The sequence below is a fragment of the Pseudomonas sp. SG-MS2 genome (assembly GCF_009933855.1).
GTDB classification, from domain to species: Bacteria; Pseudomonadota; Gammaproteobacteria; order Pseudomonadales; family Pseudomonadaceae; genus Aquipseudomonas; species Aquipseudomonas putida_E.
The window spans coordinates 1-20,441 of the sequence record NZ_MOMO01000044.1 but is presented as its reverse complement, the minus strand read 5'-3'; the positions used below and the strand labels follow the sequence as shown (position 1 = coordinate 20,441).

The 20,441-nt window shown below is 62.9% G+C and carries 15 protein-coding genes and 1 pseudogene; 3 read left to right on the top strand and 13 right to left on the bottom strand.

Annotated elements, in window-relative coordinates; genetic code table 11:
- Nucleotides 1-42: 42 nt before the first annotated feature.
- From BLX42_RS03330 to BLX42_RS03315, 4 genes are read right to left on the bottom strand one after another with little or no spacing between them, the layout of a single operon-like run.
- Nucleotides 43-3,060, bottom strand: a complete 3,018-nt coding sequence (locus BLX42_RS03330; protein ID WP_119687904.1) for a sarcosine oxidase subunit alpha — start codon at nucleotides 3,058-3,060, stop codon at nucleotides 43-45.
- The gene (locus BLX42_RS03325) at nucleotides 3,057-3,392 is read right to left on the bottom strand and encodes a sarcosine oxidase subunit delta (protein WP_046787513.1); all 336 of its coding nucleotides are present in this window, start codon (nucleotides 3,390-3,392) and stop codon (nucleotides 3,057-3,059) included. Before BLX42_RS03325 ends, BLX42_RS03330 begins: the two co-directional genes overlap by 4 nt.
- Before the next feature lie 14 nt (nucleotides 3,393-3,406).
- Entirely contained in the window at nucleotides 3,407-4,657 is a 1,251-nt protein-coding gene (locus BLX42_RS03320; protein WP_012316642.1) for a sarcosine oxidase subunit beta family protein, read from the bottom strand.
- Between the two features lie 15 nt (nucleotides 4,658-4,672).
- The gene (locus BLX42_RS03315; protein WP_046787512.1) at nucleotides 4,673-5,926 is read right to left on the bottom strand and encodes a serine hydroxymethyltransferase; all 1,254 of its coding nucleotides are present in this window, start codon (nucleotides 5,924-5,926) and stop codon (nucleotides 4,673-4,675) included.
- Between the two features lie 324 nt (nucleotides 5,927-6,250).
- Between BLX42_RS03315 and BLX42_RS03310 the strand changes: the two genes are divergently transcribed.
- Nucleotides 6,251-7,291, top strand: a complete 1,041-nt coding sequence (locus tag BLX42_RS03310) for a low specificity L-threonine aldolase (protein ID WP_161871141.1) — start codon at nucleotides 6,251-6,253, stop codon at nucleotides 7,289-7,291.
- A gap of 106 nt (nucleotides 7,292-7,397) precedes the next feature.
- Here BLX42_RS03310 and BLX42_RS27140 read toward each other — a convergent pair whose 3' ends face one another.
- The 4 genes and pseudogenes from BLX42_RS27140 to BLX42_RS03295 form a co-directional block, all read right to left on the bottom strand.
- Nucleotides 7,398-8,126 (bottom strand): methyl-accepting chemotaxis protein, encoded by a 729-nt coding sequence (locus BLX42_RS27140; RefSeq protein ID WP_371316863.1) that lies wholly within the window; start codon nucleotides 8,124-8,126, stop codon nucleotides 7,398-7,400.
- Between the two features lie 135 nt (nucleotides 8,127-8,261).
- Nucleotides 8,262-9,290: pseudogene (locus BLX42_RS27135) on the bottom strand (cache domain-containing protein); the annotation flags it as partial.
- 180 nt (nucleotides 9,291-9,470) lie between these two features.
- Complete coding sequence (locus BLX42_RS03300) at nucleotides 9,471-9,773, bottom strand: cell division protein ZapA (RefSeq protein ID WP_012316646.1); 303 nt, start codon at nucleotides 9,771-9,773, stop codon at nucleotides 9,471-9,473.
- Nucleotides 9,770-10,000 (bottom strand): hypothetical protein, encoded by a 231-nt coding sequence (locus BLX42_RS03295; protein ID WP_012316647.1) that lies wholly within the window; start codon nucleotides 9,998-10,000, stop codon nucleotides 9,770-9,772. Before BLX42_RS03295 ends, BLX42_RS03300 begins: the two co-directional genes overlap by 4 nt.
- A gap of 276 nt (nucleotides 10,001-10,276) precedes the next feature.
- On the opposite strand from BLX42_RS03295, the gene BLX42_RS03290 reads away from it, so the two are divergent.
- Entirely contained in the window at nucleotides 10,277-11,902 is a 1,626-nt protein-coding gene (locus BLX42_RS03290) for a methyl-accepting chemotaxis protein (protein ID WP_046787509.1), read from the top strand.
- A gap of 202 nt (nucleotides 11,903-12,104) precedes the next feature.
- Here BLX42_RS03290 and gbcB read toward each other — a convergent pair whose 3' ends face one another.
- Complete coding sequence (gene gbcB, locus BLX42_RS03285) at nucleotides 12,105-13,205, bottom strand: glycine-betaine demethylase subunit GbcB (RefSeq protein WP_046787600.1); 1,101 nt, start codon at nucleotides 13,203-13,205, stop codon at nucleotides 12,105-12,107.
- Between the two features lie 296 nt (nucleotides 13,206-13,501).
- On the opposite strand from gbcB, the gene gbcA reads away from it, so the two are divergent.
- Nucleotides 13,502-14,794 (top strand): glycine-betaine demethylase subunit GbcA, encoded by a 1,293-nt coding sequence (gene gbcA, locus BLX42_RS03280; RefSeq protein WP_161871140.1) that lies wholly within the window; start codon nucleotides 13,502-13,504, stop codon nucleotides 14,792-14,794.
- Between the two features lie 50 nt (nucleotides 14,795-14,844).
- Here gbcA and BLX42_RS03275 read toward each other — a convergent pair whose 3' ends face one another.
- The 4 genes from BLX42_RS03275 to dgcB form a co-directional block, all read right to left on the bottom strand.
- Nucleotides 14,845-15,699 carry an RHS repeat-associated core domain-containing protein gene (locus BLX42_RS03275; RefSeq protein ID WP_161871139.1) on the bottom strand — a complete coding sequence of 285 codons (855 nt, stop codon included), beginning with the start codon at nucleotides 15,697-15,699 and terminating at the stop codon, nucleotides 14,845-14,847.
- Between the two features lie 634 nt (nucleotides 15,700-16,333).
- A complete protein-coding gene (locus BLX42_RS03270) occupies nucleotides 16,334-17,104 on the bottom strand; it encodes an electron transfer flavoprotein subunit beta (RefSeq protein WP_046787599.1) in 771 nt (256 codons plus the stop codon).
- A gap of 10 nt (nucleotides 17,105-17,114) precedes the next feature.
- Nucleotides 17,115-18,347 carry an electron transfer flavoprotein subunit alpha/FixB family protein gene (locus BLX42_RS03265; RefSeq protein ID WP_161871138.1) on the bottom strand — a complete coding sequence of 411 codons (1,233 nt, stop codon included), beginning with the start codon at nucleotides 18,345-18,347 and terminating at the stop codon, nucleotides 17,115-17,117.
- The gene (gene dgcB, locus BLX42_RS03260) at nucleotides 18,347-20,299 is read right to left on the bottom strand and encodes a dimethylglycine demethylation protein DgcB (protein WP_046787506.1); all 1,953 of its coding nucleotides are present in this window, start codon (nucleotides 20,297-20,299) and stop codon (nucleotides 18,347-18,349) included. Before dgcB ends, BLX42_RS03265 begins: the two co-directional genes overlap by 1 nt.
- Nucleotides 20,300-20,441 lie beyond the last annotated feature (142 nt).

The window sequence follows — 20,441 nt, the reverse complement described above, 5'->3', positions numbered from 1 at the left end:
TTGCCGGCGATTGGGCCAGCCGGCTCGTCACAGGGCCCGGAGTCAAACGTTCTGCCGCTCACCCTTCGGGTCGAAGAACACCGAAGACACGATTTCTGCCTCGATCACGCTGCCATCGGCCTGCGGCGAATAAACGCGCTCGCCCATGCGTTTCAGGCCGCCTTTGACCACACCCATGGCAAACGAATAACCCAGGGAGTTGGCCGCGTAGCTGGAGGTGACGTGGCCGACCATGTCCATCGGGATCGGCTGCTTGGGGTCGAACACCAACTGGGCGCCTTCGGGCAGCCACTTGGTCGGGTCCACAGGCTTGAGGCCCACCAGTTGCTTGCGGTTTTCCCGCACACAGTCCTCGCGGTTCATGCCACGCAGGCCGATCCACGAGAACGGCTTGTTGCGGCCCACGCACCAGCTCATGTTGAGGTCGTCCGGGGTCATCGAGCCGTCGGTGTCCTGGCCTACGATGATGAAGCCCTTCTCGGCACGCAGCACGTGCATGGTTTCGGTGCCGTACGGGGTCAGGTTGTACTTCTTGCCGGCTTCGATGACTTTTTCCAGCACGCCCATGGCGTAGTTGGCCTGCACGTTGACTTCGTACGACAGCTCACCGGTGAACGAAATACGGAACACACGGGCCGGTACGCCACCGACAGTGCCTTCCTTCCAGGTCATGAACGGGAACGCGTCCTTGTCCAGGTCGATGTCGTCGGTCAGCTCGCTGAGCAGCTTGCGGCTGTTGGGGCCAGACAGGGTCAGCGTGGCCCAGTGGTCGGTAACCGAGGTGAAATACACCTTCATCTCTGGCCATTCGGTCTGGTGGTACAGCTCCAGCCACTGCAGCACGCGTGCGGCGCCGCCGGTAGTGGTGGTCATGTAGAAGTGGTTGTCGCCGACACAGGCGGTCACGCCGTCGTCGAAGACCATGCCGTCTTCTTTGCACATCAGGCCATAACGGGCCTTGCCCACATCGAGCTTGGTCCAGGCGTTGCTGTAGATGCGGTTGAGGAACTCGCGGGCATCCGGGCCCTGGATATCGATCTTGCCCAGGGTCGAGGCGTCGAGCAGGCCCACGCTGTCGCGCACGGCCTTGCACTCACGGGCCACGGCAGCGTGGATGTCTTCACCGGCCTTGGGGAAGTACCAAGGGCGCTTCCATTGGCCGACGTCTTCGAACTCGGCGCCGTTCTTCACGTGCCAGGCATGCAGGGCAGTGAAGCGCACGGGCTCGAACAGGTGGCCACAGTGACGGCCCGCTACCGCACCGAAGGTAACCGGCGTGTAGTTGGGGCGGAACATGGTGGTGCCCATTTCCGGAATGGTGATACCGATCGAACGGGCGGCGATGGCCAGGCCGTTGATGTTGCCCAGTTTGCCTTGGTCGGTACCGAAGCCCAGCGCGGTATAGCGCTTGACGTGCTCGACCGACTCGAAGCCTTCGCGGGTGGCCAGTTCGATACCGGCGGCGGTCACATCGTTCTGCTGGTCGACGAACTGCTTCGGCCCCTTGCTGCCCTTGTCGTGCGGCACCTGGAACAGCGCCACGGTGGCCTCTTCCTTGCGTGCAACGGTCTTTGGCAGCGTGCCGGTGGTAGCCTTGAAGCCGGCTTCGGTGGCTGCGCGCACGCCGCCTTCGAAACCATCGGCAATCACATCGCCCAGTGCATACACGCCGTTGATGCCACCCACGCACACGCGCTTCTGCGGCGCATCGCCGGGCACGAAGCCAAGGATATCGTCACGCCATACCGGGCGACCGCCCAAGTGCGAGGCCAGGTGGACGATCGGGCTGTAGCCGCCGGAGGTTGCGATCAGGTCGCATTCGAGGGTTTCGCCTGGGCTGGTGACCTTGTGTGCCTGCACATCGATGGCCGCCACGCGGGCACCGGTGACATGCTTGCTGCCTTTGGCCTCGATCACAGCGCTGGAAGTGAGGATGCGGATGCCTTTGGCACGGGCTTCCTCAACCAGCGAACCACGGGGGTTGTGGCGGGCGTCGGCGATGGCGACGACCTGCAGGCCAGCGTCATGCCAGTCCAGCGCAGCGCGGTAGGCATGGTCGTTGTTGGTCGACAGCACCAGCTTGCGGCCCGGCGCCACGCCGTAGCGGCGCACATAAGTGGAGACAGCACCGGCCAGCATGTTGCCCGGCACGTCGTTGTTGCCGTACACCAGCGGGCGCTCGTGGGCGCCGGCGGCCAGTACAACGCGCTTGGCACGTACACGGTGCACACGGTGGCGAACCTGGCCGATCGGGGCGCGGTCACCGAGGTGGTCGGTAAGGCGCTCGTGAATGGTCAGGAAGTTGTGGTCGTGGTAACCGTTGACCGTGGCGCGTGGCAGCAGGGTCACTTCCGGCAGGCTTTCCAGCTCTTTGACCACGGCGTTGACCCAGTCAGCGGCCGGTTTGCCGTCGAGGGTCTCGCGGCTGTCGAGCAGGCTGCCACCGAACTCTTCCTGTTCGTCGGCCAGGATCACCCGGGCACCGCTGCGCGCAGCGGCCAGGGCTGCGGCCAGGCCTGCAGGGCCGGCACCGACGATCAGCACGTCGCAGTGCTGGTTCATGTAGTCGTAACTGTCCGGGTCGTTCTGCAGCGGCGCACGGCCAAGGCCTGCCGCCTTACGGATGTACTTCTCGTAAGTCATCCAGAACGATTTCGGGTACATGAAGGTTTTGTAGTAGAAGCCCGGCGGCATCATGCTGCCGCCGACCTTGCCGAGGATGCCCATGACGTCGTTGTTGACGTTCGGCCAGCCGTTGGTGCTGGTGGCGACAAGGCCTGCGTACAGCGCCTGCTGGGTAGCGCGCACGTTGGGGATCTGCGTGGCTTCGCTGGAGCCGATCTGCAAGATGGCGTTCGGCTCTTCGGTACCGGCGGCGATGATGCCGCGTGGGCGCGAGTACTTGAAGCTACGGCCAACGATGTCGACGCCGTTGGCCAGCAGCGCGGCGGCCAGGCTGTCACCGGCATAACCCTGGTAGGTCTTGCCGTTGAAGGTGAAGTTCAGGACCTTGCTGCGGTCGATACGGCCGCCGCTGGCGAGGCGATAGGTCTGGCTCATACTTTTTCCCCTTGGCCTTTGGCGGTCGACGGTGCGCTGCTTTGCTTGCCGCCTGCGGTCACCTGCGGTTTCTCGCCGATCTTGTAGGTTTCCAGAATTTCGTAGGTCACGGTGTCGCGGGTGACGTTGAAGTACTGACGGCAGCCGGCAACGTGGTCCCACAGTTCATGGTGAATACCGCGCGGGTTGTCGCGGAAGAACATGTAGGTGCCCCACTCTTCGTCGGAGCAGGCGTTGGGGTCCAGCGGGCGGGCGATGTGCGCCTGGCCAGAGGCGTGGAACTCTTCTTCGGAGCGCAGCTCGCCGCAGTGGGGACAGAAAATATGCAACATGACGGTGTCTCCGGTTAGTGGGCGACGGCGGCGGCGCCGTGTTCGTCGATCAGTGCGCCGTTGTAGAAACGGTCCATGGAAAACGGCGCAGCCAGCGGGTGCATCTCGCCTTTGGCCAGGCTTGCGGCGAAGACGTTGCCCGAGCCCGGGGTCGCCTTGAAGCCGCCGGTGCCCCAGCCGCAGTTGAAGAACATGTTCTTGACCGGGGTTTTGGAGATGATCGGGCAGGCGTCCGGCGAGGTGTCGACGATGCCGCCCCACTGGCGGTTCATGCGTACGCGCGAGAGGTTGGGGAACATCTCGACGATGGCCTGCAGGGTGTGCTCGATCACCGGGTACGAACCGCGCTGGCCGTAGCCGACCCAGCCGTCGATACCGGCGCCGATCACCAGGTCGCCCTTGTCGGACTGGCTGATGTAGCCGTGCACGGCGTTGGACATGATCACGCTGTCGATGATCGGCTTGATCGGCTCGGACACCAGTGCTTGCAGCGGGTGCGATTCCAGCGGCAGGCGGAAGCCGGCCAGCCTGGCCATGTGCCCGGAGTTACCGGCAGTGACCACGCCGACGCGCTTGGCGCCGATGAAACCTTTGTTGGTTTCCACACCGATCACTGCACCGTTTTCCTTACGGAAACCGATCACTTCGGTCTGCTGGATCAGGTCCACGCCCAGGGCGTCGGCGGCACGGGCGTAACCCCAGGCCACGGCGTCGTGACGGGCGACGCCACCACGGCGCTGAACGGTAGCGCCGAGGATCGGGTAACGGGTGTTCTTCGAGCAGTCCAGGTACGGGATCTCGGCCGCGACCTGGGCAGTGTTCAGCAGTTCGCCATCGACGCCGTTGAGGCGGTTGGCGCTGACGCGGCGCTCGGAGTCACGAATGTCCTGCAGGGTGTGGCACAGGTTGTAGACGCCGCGCTGGGAGAACATCACGTTGTAGTTGATGTCCTGGGACAGGCCCTCCCACAGCTTCATGGCGTGCTCGTACAGCTGCGCCGACTCGTCCCACAGGTAGTTGGAACGCACGATGGTGGTGTTACGGGCGGTGTTGCCGCCGCCCAGGTAACCTTTCTCGACCACCGCGACATTGGTGATGCCGTGTTCCTTGGCCAGGTAGTAGGCCGTGGCCAGGCCATGGCCGCCACCGCCGACGATGACCACGTCGTAGACCTTTTTAGGGGTCGGCGTGCGCCACATGCGCTGCCAGTTCTCGTGGTGGCTGAGGGAGTGTTTGAAGAGGCCGAAGCCCGAGTAGCGTTGCATGGTCGTTTACTCCACTCAGCGGTAAACAGGGAAGTCGGCGCACAGGGCCGCAACGTTCTTCGCCACATCGGCTTCGACGTCAGCGTCACCGAGGTTGTCGAGGATGTCGCAGATCCAGCCGGCCAGGGCCACACACTGGGCGACCTTGAAGCCGCGGGTGGTGACAGCCGGGGTGCCGATGCGCAGGCCGGAGGTGACGAACGGCGACTGCGGGTCGTTCGGCACGGCGTTCTTGTTGACGGTGATGTGCGCGCGGCCCAGGGCAGCGTCGGCATCTTTGCCGGTCAGGCCCTGGCGGATCAGGCTGACCAGGAACAGGTGGTTGTCGGTACCGCCGGAGACCACGTCGTAGCCGCGGTCGATGAACACCTGGGCCATGGCCTGGGCGTTGTCGATCACCTGCTTCTGGTAGCTCTTGAACTCAGGCTCCTGAGCTTCCTTGAAGCACACAGCCTTGGCGGCGATGACGTGCATCAGCGGGCCGCCCTGGGCGCCGGGGAAGACGGCGGCGTTGAGCTTTTTCTCGATCTCTTCGTTCGACTTGGCCAGGATCAGGCCGCCACGTGGGCCGCGCAGGGTCTTGTGGGTGGTGGTGGTCACCACGTCGGCGAACGGGATCGGGTTCGGGTACAGGCCAGCGGCAACCAGGCCGGCAACGTGGGCCATGTCGACGAACAGCAGCGCACCGACCTTGTCGGCGATGGCGCGAAAACGCGGGAAGTCGAGGGTCTTGGAATAGGCCGAGAAGCCGGCAACGATCATCTTCGGCTTGTGCTCGACGGCCAGGCGCTCGACTTCGTCGTAGTCGATCAGGCCAGTGTCGGTGTTGATGCCGTACTGCACGGCGTTGTAGAGCTTGCCCGAGGACGACACTTTGGCGCCGTGGGTCAGGTGGCCGCCGTGGGCCAGGCTCATGCCCAGGATGGTGTCACCGGCCTGCAGCAGGGCCAGGTACACGGCGCTGTTGGCCGAAGAGCCGGAGTGTGGCTGAACGTTGGCGTAGTCGGCGCCGAACAGCTGCTTGGCGCGCTCGATGGCCAGCGCTTCGACCTTGTCTACGTGCTCGCAGCCACCGTAGTAGCGCTTGCCCGGGTAGCCTTCGGCGTACTTGTTGGTCAGGCCGCTGCCTTGGGCCTGCATGACGCGCTTGCTGGTGTAGTTCTCCGAGGCGATCAGCTCGATGTGATCTTCCTGGCGCTGTTCTTCGGCATTCATCGCCGCCAGCAGTGCGTCGTCGTAACCCTGGATCTGGTCTTGCTTGCTGAACATCGTGGTTCTCCCGGCAGCGATCGTTTCTTGTCTGTAAGGCACTGTGGCCCTTTATGGCGATGGTATGACTGGCCGGGGTGGGTCAGATGCCTGCGCACGCCTTGCAATGGCGCGTTTACGACATTCGTCCGTCGGTTGCTCAAATCCCTGTAAGAGCGGCCTTGCGTCGCGAACGGGTCGCGCAGCGGCCCCAAGCTTCAGCAGCGCTTAAGCAATGGCTGGGGTCGCATCGCGACCCGTTCGCGACGCAAGGCCGCTCCTACATAGGCAACCGCTGAATCGATGGTTTAGAGTGCTGTTCTGCGTTGTTCACAGGACCGTGTCATGACAGATAAAAGCCAACAATTCGCCAGCGACAATTATTCCGGTATCTGCCCCGAAGCCTGGGCGGCGATGGAAAAGGCCAACATGGGCCACGACCGCGCCTACGGCGACGACCAGTGGACCGAGCGTGCCGCCCAGTACTTCCGCGAGCTGTTCGAAACCGACTGCGAAGTGTTTTTCGCCTTCAACGGCACCGCCGCCAATTCGCTGGCCCTGGCCTCGCTGTGCCAGAGCTACCACAGCGTGATCTGCTCCGAGACCGCCCACGTCGAGACCGACGAATGCGGCGCGCCGGAGTTTTTCTCCAACGGCTCCAAGCTGCTCACCGCGCCCAGCGTCAACGGCAAGCTGACGCCGCAATCGATCCGTGAAGTGGCGCTCAAGCGCCAGGACATCCACTACCCCAAGCCGCGTGTGGTGACCCTCACCCAGGCCACCGAAGTGGGCACCGTGTACCGCCCCGATGAGCTCAAGGCGATCAGCGCCACCTGCAAGGAGCTGGGCCTGAACCTGCACATGGACGGCGCGCGGTTCACCAATGCCTGCGCATTCCTTGGCTGCAGCCCGGCCGAGCTGACCTGGAAGGCGGGCGTGGATGTGCTGTGCTTTGGCGGCACCAAGAACGGCATGGCGGTGGGTGAAGCGATCCTGTTCTTCAACCGCGACCTGGCCGAAGACTTCGACTACCGCTGCAAGCAGGCCGGGCAACTGGCCTCGAAGATGCGCTTCCTGTCGGCGCCCTGGGTCGGGCTGCTGGAAGACGGCGCCTGGCTGCGCCATGGCAACCACGCCAACCATTGCGCGCAGTTGCTGGCCTCGTTGGTGAGTGACCTGCCGGGGGTGGAGCTGATGTTCCCGGTGGAGGCCAACGGGGTGTTCCTGCAGATGCCGGAGCCGGCGCTGGAAGCACTGCGTGGCAAGGGCTGGCGGTTCTACACCTTCATTGGCAGTGGCGGGGCGCGGTTCATGTGCTCCTGGGATACCGAAGAGGCACGCGTGCGCGAGCTGGCGGCGGATATTCGCAACATCATCATCGCCTGACAGCTTGCCGGGAGGGCTTTGCCCTCCTTTCGCGACGCAAGGCCGCTCCAATCGTCTGTAGGAGCGGCCTTGTGTCGCGAATGGGCCGCAAAGCGGCCCCAGCGATCTAAAGTTTGAACCCGCCCATCTGCCGCGCAAGATCATCGGCCAGCCCACGCAACGCCTGGCACTCCTCGCGACACCCCTGCACTTCCGCCGCCGTTTCCCTGGCCAGGTCAGAAATCCCCTGCACCGTCCGGTTGATCTCCTCGGTCACCGCCGACTGCTCTTCCGTCGCCGTGGCCACCTGATGGTTCATGTCGCTGATGTGCTCGACCTGGTCGGTAATCGCCCCCAACGAGGCCCCGGTTCGCTGGCTCGACTCCACGCCACTGCCCGTCGCCTGCTGCCCCGCCTGCATCGACGTGACCGCCGAACCTGCCCCGTGCTTGAGGCGCTGGATCATCTGCTGAACTTCATCCGTGGACACCTGGGTACGCCGCGCCAGCGTCCGCACCTCATCGGCCACCACGGCAAAGCCGCGCCCCATCTCCCCTGCCCGCGCCGCCTCGATGGCAGCATTGAGCGCCAGCAGGTTGGTCTGTTCGGAAATGCTGCGGATCACCGCCAAGACTTCATCGATAGAGGCGACCTCGTCGGCCAGTTGCGCCACCGCATCCGCAGCCTTGCCGATGTCACCCGACATGCCCTCGATACCCTGGATCGACCGGCGCACCACCTCACGCGCCTGCAAGGCTTCCTCGCGCGCTGACTGCGAAGCCTGCGCAGCATCGCCGGCGTTGCGCGCAATGTCCTGCACGGTCAGCCCCATTTCGTGCACGGCGGTGGCAACCATTTCGGTCATTTCCTGCTGCCGTCCGGAACGTTCGGCCGTGTTGTCCACTACCTGAGTCACCTGTTCGACCGCCCGATGCAAGCGCTCGGTGGTGCGCAGCACCTCGCCGATCAGCCCGCGCTGGCTGTCGAGAAAACGGTTGAAGCCGCGTGCCAGATCGCCCAGTTCGTCCTGACGCGAATCGTCCAGGCGATGGCTGAGGTCACCGGCACCGCTGCCAATCTGCACCAACGCGGCGGTCACACGGCGAATAGGCCGCACCAGCCCCCGCGCCAGCAGCACCACCAGCAACAACGAGAGCAGCGCCACCCCCCCACCGATCAACGTGGTAAGCCACAGCGCCTGACGCATCTGCGCATAGATCTCTGCCTCCGGCACCTCGGCAACCAAGGTCCAGTTCAGGTCGCGCAAGGGCAAGCCCAAGGCCAGATAGTCTTCGCCATCACGCTGGAAACGGCTGGTGCGCAAACCCGGCTCACCACTGATCACCGCCTTGGCGGCCTTTTCATCAAGCTGCTGCGCGAGCTGTCGCTTGCCGCTGAAGGCATTGTCCGGATGCACCTGGATCAAGCCATCGTTGCGTACCAGAAACACCTTGCCGTGCTCGCCAAAGCTGAAGTCGTGGATCAGTTTCGACAGCTCGGTCATGCGCAGGCCCATGCCGGCCACACCGACCAGCTTGCCGTCCTTTTCCACGCGGTAGTCGATGAACAGCGCCAGCTCGCCAGTGGCACCATCGATGTCGATATTGATCAGGCGCTCGGCGCCGCTGTCGATGTAGCCGTAAAACCACTTGTCTTTGGGGTTGTCGCGGCTGAGGGTGCGGTCCAGGCCATTCTCGTTGTAGTAGTGGCCGGTCTCGGTCGAGGCGAAGAGTGTGGTGAAGGCTTGGTTGCGCTGCTTGGCGGCCTGCAGGTATTCGACAAAGCGCGGCAGTTCGCCAGCGTCTTCACCATCTGCCAGCCAATCACGCAGCAGCGTGTTGCCGGCGATGTCGGCTGCGGCTACCAGCGGCTGGCCAAGCATTCGCTCGATATCGTTGCGGATGGCTTCGATGCTGGCCGGCAGCGCCGTGTCCACCAGGTAGCGATCGGTGAGGCGGTTGAGCGCCACGGTGAAAATGATCACGACCACCAGGATGCTCGCCAGCAGGGCCGCGCCCATGCTCGCGATCAACTGCCACTGGATACTTCGACGCCAGATACCCATGCCCCTTCCTCCCCAGGAATTTTTGTTTGGGGGAAAGTGTATACACTCAGGTATCCAGTTGTACCAGTGATCTGCAACAAGGATGAAGGCGCGGTGGGGCAGGCAAGCCCGTCCCCACAGCGTTCAAGGTGGCTCTTACTGTTCGGCGATGGTCCGAACGATCGCGTCCACCGTGGCGTCGATCTGCGCCTGGGTACGCTCCAGGGTCTGCTGATGTTCCTTCTGCAGTTCAACCTGCTTGGAACACAGATTCAGGGCGGCCAGCACCAGCAGCTTGTCGCCGATCAGGGTCGGGTACGAACGTTTGGTTTCGGCAAGGGCGGTGTTGAGCATGCGCACCGCCTGCGCCAGGGTTTCTTCCTGGCCTTCGGGCGCCTTGATCGAATAGTCGTTGCCGAGGATCGACACGACATTGACCGGCTGCGCTTGCAGTCTCATGCGCCGACAACACCTGCACTGGCGCGCTCAACCAACGCCTGGATGCGCGCGGCGGTGGCGCCGTGCTTCTCTTCCTGCTCCATCAGCGACAGCTGCAGGGTTTCGTTCTCTTCCTTGGCCTGGGCCAGTTCCTGGCCAAGGGTGGTGTTCTGCTCGGTGAGTTGAGCGTTTTTCTGCATCAGGTCGCTGACCAGTTGCTCGAGTTGATTCAGGGAGGCTTCCAGCATGGGGTCTATCTCGGGTTGTTGCAAAGGGCGCACACGATAAAGAAAAGTGTGAGCCATCGCCATTAAATATCGGATTCTCAAGGTTTCTAACCCGCAGATTGACAGGGTATCGGGCCCCTTGTTCCGACCTGGGTCAACCGCCGGTCAGGTAAATGGATAGCTGGCTCACAACTTTCGCCGTTCACGCTCAAGACTGGCCGGTCACGACCGATAGCCAGGTAAGTCATATTTCGTCGCATGGAACGCGTCCACTTCTCTGCCTGGATTCCTCCTTCCATGTCCCTACGCAACATGAATATCGCCCCGCGCGCCTTGCTCGGGTTCGCCCTGATCGGCTTGCTCATGCTCGGCCTTGGTGTCTTCTCGCTCATGCAGATGGGCAACATCCGCCAGGCGGGCCTTGCCATCGAAAACATCAGCGTGCCCAGTATCAAGACCCTGGACGAACTGACCTCGCTCAACCTGCGCCTGCGCACCCTCTCCTACCGCTTGCTGCTCAACCGCGAACCGGAAGTCCAGCGCGACACCTTCAACCTGCTGGACCAGCGCAACGCCGAGATCGACCGTGCTCGCCAGGCCTACCTGCCACTGATCAGCGCGGCTGACGAACAGGCCGCCTTCGACCAGTACACCGAACTGCTCAACCAGTACCGCCAACTGGAAGCACGCATGCGCAGCATGAGCCAGGCCAACCGCACCGACGAACTGCGTGGCCTGCTCAACCGCGACCTGTTGGCCAACTCCGAGCAGATCAACAAAGTCATGAACACCTTGGTGCGCATCAACACAGAACAGACGCGCGCAACCAACGAAACCGCTGCCAATCAGTATGCCGCGGCCTTCGCGTTGGTGATCGGCCTGCTGATTGCCGCAGCCGTGCTGACCTTCCTCTGCGCGTTGCTGCTGACCCGCAGCATCGTCAAGCCCATCGACGAAGCCCTCAAAGCCGCCGAGCAGATTGCCGACGGTGACCTGACCCATACCATCCGCGCCGAAGGCACCGATGAGGCCGCGCGCCTGCTGCGCGCGATGGCGCGCATGCAGGAAAAATTGCGCGACACCCTGCAGCTGATTGCTGGCTCCGCTACCCAGCTGGCGTCGGCCGCAGAAGAGCTGAACGCCGTTACCGACGAGAGCGCGCGTGGCCTGCAACAGCAGAACAACGAAATCGAGCAGGCCGCAACGGCGGTGACCGAAATGACCAGTGCCGTCGAGGAAGTGGCACGTAACGCTGTAAGCACCTCAGAAGCCTCCAGCGAAGCCAGCCGCTCGACCGGCGACGGCCGTGACCTGGTGCTGGAAACCGTGGGTGCCATCGAGCGGATGAGCGGTGATGTGCAGGCTACTGCCAAACTGATCACCCACTTGGCCGAACAGTCGCGCGACATCGGCAAGGTACTGGATGTCATCCGTGGCTTGGCCGACCAGACCAACCTGCTGGCGCTCAACGCCGCGATCGAGGCAGCCCGCGCGGGTGAAGCAGGCCGTGGCTTTGCCGTGGTGGCAGACGAGGTGCGCGCACTGGCCCACCGCACCCAGCAGTCGACCAGCGAAATCGAACGGATGATCGGCAGCATCCAAGGCGGCACCGAACAGGCGGTCGAATCGATGCGCACCAGCACCGAACGCGCCGAGTCGACGCTGAACATCGCCAAGGGTGCCGGCATGGCGCTGGACACCATTGCCGGGGCAGTGGCGCAGATCAATGAACGCAACCTGGTAATCGCCAGCGCGGCGGAAGAACAGGCCCAAGTGGCGCGGGAAGTGGACCGCAACCTGGTGAATATCAATGACCTTTCGGTGCAGAGCGCAACCGGGGCGCACCAGACCAGCGCGGCGAGTGCCGAGCTGTCGCGCCTGGCTGTGGATTTGAATGGGCTGGTGGCACGTTTTCGTACCTGACATCGCCGGGGCCGCTTTGCGGCCCAATCGCCGGCAAGTCGGCTCCCACAAAGATCTGTGCCAGCTGTGCCATTGACAGCAGCGCTGCCGAACCTCCCACAAAGATCTGTGCCAGCTGTGCCATTGACAGCAGCGCTGCCGAACCTTGTGGGAGCCGGCTTGCCGGCGATTGGGCTGCAAGGCAGCCCCAGCAATTTCCGGATCAGTAATCGATCCGCACATCCCCTTTCGGTACGCTGCAGCACGACAGGATGTAGCCCTCGGCTTCGTCCTCTTCGGTGATACCGCCGTTGTGCTCCATCTCCACTTCCCCGCCCAGCTTGAGCACCTTGCACGTCCCGCAAATGCCCATGCCGCAGGCTTTGGGAATCATCAGGCCAACCTTGGCCGCCGCCGCATGCACGGTCTCGCCCGGGGCAACCCGGATGCTCTTGTCGCTGCCGATGAACTCCACCAGGTTGAGCTCGGACACGTCCACTTCCGGCGCATCGGCCGCCTGCTCGGCATGCTCCACGGCATCGGCCTTGGCCTCTGCCGGCGTCGCGCCGAACGACTCCTCGTGGTAGTTCTTCATGTCAAAGCCGACAGCCTCGAGCATGCGCTTGACCGCGGTCATGTATGGCGTCGGGCCGCAGCAGAACACCGTGCGCTCCATGTAGTCAGGCGCGATCAACTCCATCAGCCGCTGGTTCAGATAGCCGCGATAACCCGCCCAAGGCTCACCCAGGCCGTGCTTCTCGCAAATGATGTGCAGGCTGAAGTTGGGGATGCGTGACGCCATCTGCTCCAGTTCGCGGTGGTAGATGATGTCTTTGGGCGAGCGGGCGCTGTGCACGAAGACCATGTCGACATTGGCATTGGTGTCGTAGAACCAGCGCGCCATGGACATCACCGGCGTGATACCGACACCGCCGGAGAGGTAAAGCACCTTGCCCGCCGGGAAGTCGATGGCGTTGAACAGCCCCACCGGGCCGTGTACCGGCACTTCAAAGCCCTCGTGCATGGTGTCGTGCAGGTAGTTGGACACATGCCCACCTGGCACCCGCTTGACCGTGATCGAGAAGCTGTAGGGCACCGACGGCGAACTGGAGATGGTATAGGAACGCATCACCGGCTTGCCTTCGATCTCCAGCTCCAGGGTGACGAACTGCCCAGGCTTGAAGAAGAACATGATCGGCTGGTCGGCCATGAAGCAGAAGGTGCGCACGTCCCAGGTCTCCTGGATGACCTTGACGCAGCGCACGATGTGGCGGCCATTGGCCCAGGTCTGGGTGGTGACCGGATTGAGGAAAGTATCGGACATGTTCATCTCCAGCGGCCGACAATTGGCCCTTTTCATGGCTGCGATAATGCGCAAGCTGAAGGCGCCGCACATTCCTGCCTGCGACATCGGCGTGCTTATCGCGACCAGCCCCGTGCTACAAGGGCTGGGGCGTCGTAATTCAAATCGGCCATGTCGCCCATGGATACGGTTCGCGGCGTCTTCGGACGCACACTCCACGGCAAAAGAACCTGCTGTTTTTTGACAGATGCTCTTGCGGCACCACAACAACGATTAGCCACCTTTTGCCGGCCGCATACGGCCCCGAGGATTACACGATGGACGTCACCGCAACCCTGAGCCTGGGCGATCCACTGGAACCTGCACGCAAGGCCACCGCCGAGATGCTGCAGACCCGCGAGCGCACCTACTCGCTGCCCCAGCCGTTCTACACCGACGAGCGTCTGTTCCAGATCGACATGCAGGAGATCTTCCACAAGGAATGGCTGATTGCCGGCATGACGTGCGAAATCCCGGCCAAGGGCAACTACATCACCCTGCAGATCGGCAAGAACCCGATCATCGTGGTGCGCGGTAGCGAAGGTAAGGTGCATGCCTTCCACAACGTCTGCCGCCATCGCGGCTCGCGCCTGTGCGTCAGCGAGAAAGGCAAAGTGGCGAAGCTGGTCTGCCATTACCACCAGTGGACGTATGAACTGGACGGCCGCCTGCTGTTCGCAGGTACTGAAATGGGCGCCGACTTCGACATGAAGGAGTACGGCCTGAAACCTGTGAACGTAAAGGTCGCCGGTGGCTACATCTTCATCAGCCTGGCGGAAAACCCACCTGCTATCGACGAGTTCCTGGCCACCCTGGACCACTACATGGAACCGTATGACATGGAGAACACCAAGGTGGCAGTGCAAACCACCTTGATGGAAAAAGCCAACTGGAAGCTGGTGCTGGAAAACAACCGCGAGTGCTACCACTGCTCCGGCTCACACCCGGAGCTGCTGCAAACCCTGCTGGAGTGGGACGACACCAACGACCCGCGCGCCAGCCAGGAATTCAAGGACCACGTGGCCGCCTCCGCCGCCGCCTGGGAAGCCGAGAAGATCCCGTACCTGCACAAGAGCCATGGCCTGCGTAACCGCATCGTGCGCATGCCGCTGCTCAAGGGCACCGTGTCGATGACCATGGACGGCAAGCAGGCCTGCCAGAAGCTGATGGGCCGTATCAAGAACCCGGACCTGGGCTCGATGCGCATCCTGCACCTGCCGCACTCGTGGAACCACTGCATGGGCGACCACATGATCGTCTTCACCGTATGGCCGATCAGCGCCCAGGAGACCATGGTCACCACCAAGTGGCTGGTGCACAAGGATGCCGTGGAAGGTGTCGATTACGACCCGGAACGTATGCGCAAGGTGTGGGATGCGACCAACGACCAGGATCGTCGCCTGGCCGAGGAGAACCAGCGCGGGATCAACTCCACGGCGTACCAGCCAGGGCCGTACTCGAAGACTTATGAGTTTGGTGTGGTGAACTTCATCGATTGGTACAGCGAGCGCGTGCTGGCCAACCTGGGCGCTGAGCCGGCGTCGTATCTCAAGGAAGTACAGGCCCAGTAAAGACCAACCCTGCATAGCGGTCAGACCGGTATGCAGGGTTTTCATCACGCTTACACGGCCGTCTCCCGAGTGGATCTTTGCCGTTCATTGATGAAAAAGATCTGCGCCATACTGCGGCGTCTGGACACCGGAGACCTAGAAGGCGTTGGGCCTGATGCAAACCTCCATTCACGTTCGGGTGTCGGGCTTGGCGCCGCAGCATGGAAATTGCCCTCGGCAGATCCAATCGGGTATCGAGCATCCAGTTGCTGGGAAACCAGTTGCCCTACTTCAACTATTGAAGATGTGGTCGCGACTGATCCAGCAACGAAGTCTGCAAACAGCAATGTATCGGAGGTGGCACCCGCCAAACGCGCCACCCCCGTACCAATGCTGGCCATTGCAGTGCTCCCCCCCACACCCATAAGCACCTTTTGTTTCCAATCTAACCTAGGTAGCTCACTTTCGATCGTTCCCGTCGCGAGGTGACCTTGGCGGCTTCCCGCATTCTCAGGATCGCTGGCGAAGTACCGCCTCGTGATGCGCATGTCCCGGAGGTACTTGTAGGCCGTAACGCCCAGGTTCACTACGCCATTCAGAATACTGCGCACCGGCCCGGCGTATTGCAGAAATTGGCCGCTGGGATCCGTAAAGTTGACAGGGTCATTGCTGCAATACCCATAGGCATTTATCCCTCCCTTGGCAAACGGGCTGAACGCGTCGGGCTTCATGAAACGCATCAGGATTGGATTGTAGAAGCGACGGCCGTTGCCCAACGGATAACTGCCCGTGGACGGATCGCGATGCTGGCCACAAAAACCCAGCGCCGGTGCCGCGCTGGTTTTGATGAAGCCATAAGGTGAATAGACGTGCAGACCCGGCAACACGGAGAGCTGCCGATCCGTTGTGAACAAATGAGCCGCCATTGGTTATCCACAGCCTTTAACTGATTTGATTACCCTAACGTTGGCTGGAAGGGTTGCCTACTGGCAGAAATATCAGCTGAGTCACTGATCATTTTTTGATCATAACTAGCAAAGCCCCATGCTCGTTGGGCTGTAGAAGACTCCGTACATCTTATCCACAGAGACACCAACAGAGATTGTGAGCAACTGATTACAGTTCAGCCACCAGGCTGTGGGTAACCCCCTCAAAGCTCTGATTTCCGTTTATCCGGAGGATTGAAAGGCGGGTTGAGCGTTTTTTGATCGAATTGGTGCAAGCCTTTATATACGTGGCTCACAGCAGATGCCGAACATATTATCCACAGAGGCGCTAACAGCGATTGTGGGGAACTTTAACCCGTCTGGGCCTGAGGACGAGGAAAGCATGTGCGATGAGGCTGGTCATTTTTCGCTCAAATGCTTGCAGGCCTTGTCAGATGGCGGCTGTAGCGATGAATGAACACTTTATCCACACCTTGGCGAACAGATTCGGTGGGCAAAGTTTGTCTGCACCGGCCTCATCGCCGGCAAGCCGGCTCCCACAGGTACAGCGCTACGCTCCAGGGCGGTAGGGTTTCTGTGTGGCCGGCTTGCCGGCGATGCGGTCACTACTGGTTCAACGCAGCACCCCCTCCTCCACCAGTAGCTTGAGAATCGCCTCAGCGCCTTCCTGTGGAGAAACGTCTTTCAAGACCTTACCGCCACCACCACTGGCCTTGGCCGTCGCGGCCTTCATCCGGTCGGCGCCGCTTTTGGCCTTGATCACCTTCAGGCGCTTGGGCCTTGGGCGGGCTGGTTGCAACTGCGCTTCGCCCAGCAGTTCATCCTCGACGATGGCGACATTGCGCGCCGCCAACACACCGCGCCGGGCCGGACCGAACGCGCTCTGCCGCGGTTTGGGCGCCGCGTTATCCACAGTTGCCAGCAACGGAAGACGTACCTTCAGCCTGCGCCGCTGCCCGCGAGGCAGCGCCTGCAGGACCTGAGCGGTGCCGTTGTCGATCGATTCCACTTCGGCCAGGCCGACTATCAGCGGCCAACCCAGTTTCTCGGCCAGCAGGAACGGCAACATGCCCGAACCCTCGCCGGTTTCAGCCTGGCTACCCGTTAGCACAAGCTGCGCACCGGCATCACGCAGGTAATCCCCAAGCACGCCCAGCACATCGGCTCCTGCGGGCTGCTCTAGCACATCGAGGTGGTCCAGGCCCATGCCCAGGTAAGCACGCAACGCCTCTTCATGCGGGTCGCCAGCATGCACCACCTGCAAGTTATCCCCAGCCAGCTGCAAGCCCAGCTCCACCGCACGGGCATCCTGCTCGGCGCGGCGGGCGCGGCCGGAGCTCGGGTGGGCACCGACGGAAACCAGGCTGATGACTTTAGTACTCATGCTCATGCCCCTATGCTGCATCGCGCTGGCCGCCGCTGCGGAAGTTGTCCACAGCCTCGATCAAAGCCTTCAGAATCGCCGAGCTGTCGCCAATCACCGACAGGTCGGCCCGTTTGATCATGTCGCAGCCTGGGTCCATGTTGATCGCCACCACTTTGTCGCAGGCACCGATGCCTTGCAGGTGCTGGATCGCACCAGAGATACCCACAGCCACATAGACCCGTGCGGTAACCCAGGTGCCGGTTGCGCCCACCTGGCGGTTACGCGGCATGAAGCCATCGTCCACCGCCACCCGCGAAGCACCCTCGGTTGCCCCCAGGGCAGCAGTCGCCTGGTGGTAGAGGTCCCAATCCTTGACGCCGTTGCCCCCCGAGACGATGAATTCGGCCTCGGCCATGGCGATGGTCGCCGGGTCGACGGCCACCGAGCCAAGGTCCTCGATGCGCGGCAGGGTGCGCACCACGCCTGTGGACAACTCCACCGGCAATGCTTCGTGCCGGGTTTCGCTGACCGGTTCGGCGCATTCGGCGGCGCCCAGGATCAGGCGCGGCACCGCGCGTTGCAGGTCCTGCTGACCCGCACCAGCACGGCCGATGCACTGGCCGTCCTTGACCTGCCAGACGCGCGTTGCCGGGCGTTCGCCCAAGGCTGCAGCCAAGCGCCGGCCCAGTTCACCACCCCCGGTGCGGCTATCGGGCAACAACCAATGGCGTGGCGTGAACTGGTTATCCACAGCGCGCAGGCCCTGCACCCGTTGCTCCGGCGCATAACCTTCGAACTGTTCGCCGTCGATGACCAGCAAGCGGTCGACACCTGCTGTGGAAAACTTGCTTTCCTTGTGCTCACCAAACACCACGGCCAATACCGCGCCGTCACTGCCGGCCAGGCTGTGGGCGAGGCCGAGCAGGTCACGGTCATGGCTGCTGAGGCGGCCGCCCACCATGTCGGGCACCACGGCGATGTAGAACGCAGGCGCTGGCACCTGATGCAGCGGCAATTGCACTTCGGCCGCCGCGCTACGCCGCCCGCCGCCAGCGGTGCCCTGTTGAGCACCGCTACGGTCGATGCGCTTGAGGCCATTGGGGCCAATGAAACCGGCGGCAATGGCATGCGGGTTCTTGCGCATCAGGCCATTGGGGCCCAGCCAGCGGGTTTGTTGCGTCTGCAGCGCCGCATGCAGCGGATGCAGGCGGTTACGGGCGATCCACTCGACGCGTGGGTCGCGGCGGATGATGTCGCTCATCAGTGCACCTCCGCAGGTTCACGTTCTACCGTTGGCGACTTTGGGGCCGCGGGCGTTTCCTCTTCGATCAGCACATCGGCTACCAACTCGGCGAGGTCCTTGATCTGTGGGCGCGGTTCGACCACCCCTTCGAGCATCGCAGTGCACTGCGGGCATCCCACCGCCACCAGCTCGGCCTGGGTCTGGCGAATGTCATCCATGCGCATGTCGGGGATACGTTGCTTGCCCGGGATGTCGGTGATCGGCGCACCGCCGCCACCGCCGCAGCAGCGGGAACGGAACCCCGAGCGCTGCATTTCGCGCACTTCGATGCCCAGCGCCTTCAACACTTGCCGCGGGGCCTCGTATTCGCCGTTGTAGCGGCCCAGGTAGCACGGGTCGTGATAGGTGACGCTGCCGCCCTTGTGCTGGCCGAGGTTGAGCTTGCTGGCTGCGATCAGTTCGGCGATGTAGGTGCTGTGGTGCTGCACCTGGTAGTCACCGCCCAACGCGCCGTACTCGTTCTTCAGCACATGGAAGCTGTGCGGGTCGCAAGTGACGATGCGCTGGAACTTGTACTTGGCCAGGGTCTGGATATTGCGTTTGGCCAACTGCTGGAAGGTCGCTTCGTCACCCAGGCGGCGCGCCACATCGCCGCTGTCCCGCTCTTCCAGGCCGAGCACGGCGAAGTCCACACCCGAGGCCTTGAGCACTTTGACGAACGACCGCAGGGTGCGCTGGTTGCGCATGTCGAACGCGCCGTCACCGACCCAGAACAGCACTTCGGTGGTTTTCACGTCAGACAGCAGGTTCAGGTTGAGATCAGCGGCCCAGTTCATCCGCCCGCCAGGGGCAAAGCCGCCCGGGTTGTCGGTCGCGATCAGGTTATCCAGCACCTCGGCGCCCTTGTTCGGGGTTGCGCCCTTTTCCAGGGTGAGGTGGCGGCGCATGTCGACGATGGCATCGACGTGCTCGATCATCATCGGGCATTCCTCGACGCAGGCACGGCAGGTGGTGCACGACCACAGTGTTTCGGCGTCGACCAGGCCGTTGACGATCGGTTGGTGTGGATTACCGCCGTGTTCGCCGATCGGCTTGCCAGGGTACGGGCTGCCGGCGAACTTGGCATCGGTGCCACCGGCCAGGCCGATGACCATGTCCTGAATGAGTTTTTTCGGGTTCAGCGGCTGGCCGGCGGCGAACGCCGGGCACACCGCCTCACATTTGCCGCACTGCACGCAGGCGTCGAAGCCCAACAGCTGGTTCCAGGTGAAGTCCACCGGCTTTTCCACGCCCAGCGGGGCGTTCGGGTCTTCCAGGTCCAGCGGTTTCAGGCCGGTTGAACGGCCACCGCCGAAGCGTTCGGCGCGGCGGTGCCAGGCCAGGTGCAGAGCCCCGGCAAAGGCGTGTTTCATCGGGCCGCCCCAGGTCATGCCGAAGAACAGCTCCGACACGCCCCACAGCACGCCCAGGCCAAGTACCGCGACCATCACCCAGCCGCCGGTGTTGGCGGGCAGGATGCCGGCCACCGGCAAGGTGGCGATGAAGAAGCTTGCGGCGAACACCAGCAGGCTTTTCGGCAGGCGCATCCATGGGCCTTTGGACAGGCGCGATGGCGGGTTGAGCCGGCGCTTGAAGACGAAGATGGCACCGGTGAACATGATTACAGTCGCCACCAGCAAGGCGTAGCCAAGGATCTTGCTCTGCAGGCCGAAGCCGTGCACCAAGATTGCCAGCACCGCCGACAGTACAAAGCCGCCCGCAGTGGCCACGTGGGTCTTGGACATGTACTTGTCGCGCTCGACCACGTGGTGCAGGTCCACCAGGTAGCGCCGCGGCATGGCCAGCAAGCCGCCGATCAGGTCGACCTTGGAGGCTCGGCCACGCCGCCACATGCGCACCCGGCGCAGGGCGCCGAGCACCGCCAGGCCAAGGGCAGCGAACAGCAGGATGGGTAACAGGGTGTTCAACATGGGGGGCTCCCACAACAGCTGGATTCTTGCGCTGCCCCGAAGGCCAGCGCGGACCCCATGTAGGAGCGGCCTTGTGTCGCGAAAGGGTCGCGAAGCGGCCCCAAAATCTATAGTGCTGTGAAGATCTTGGGGCCGCTTCGCG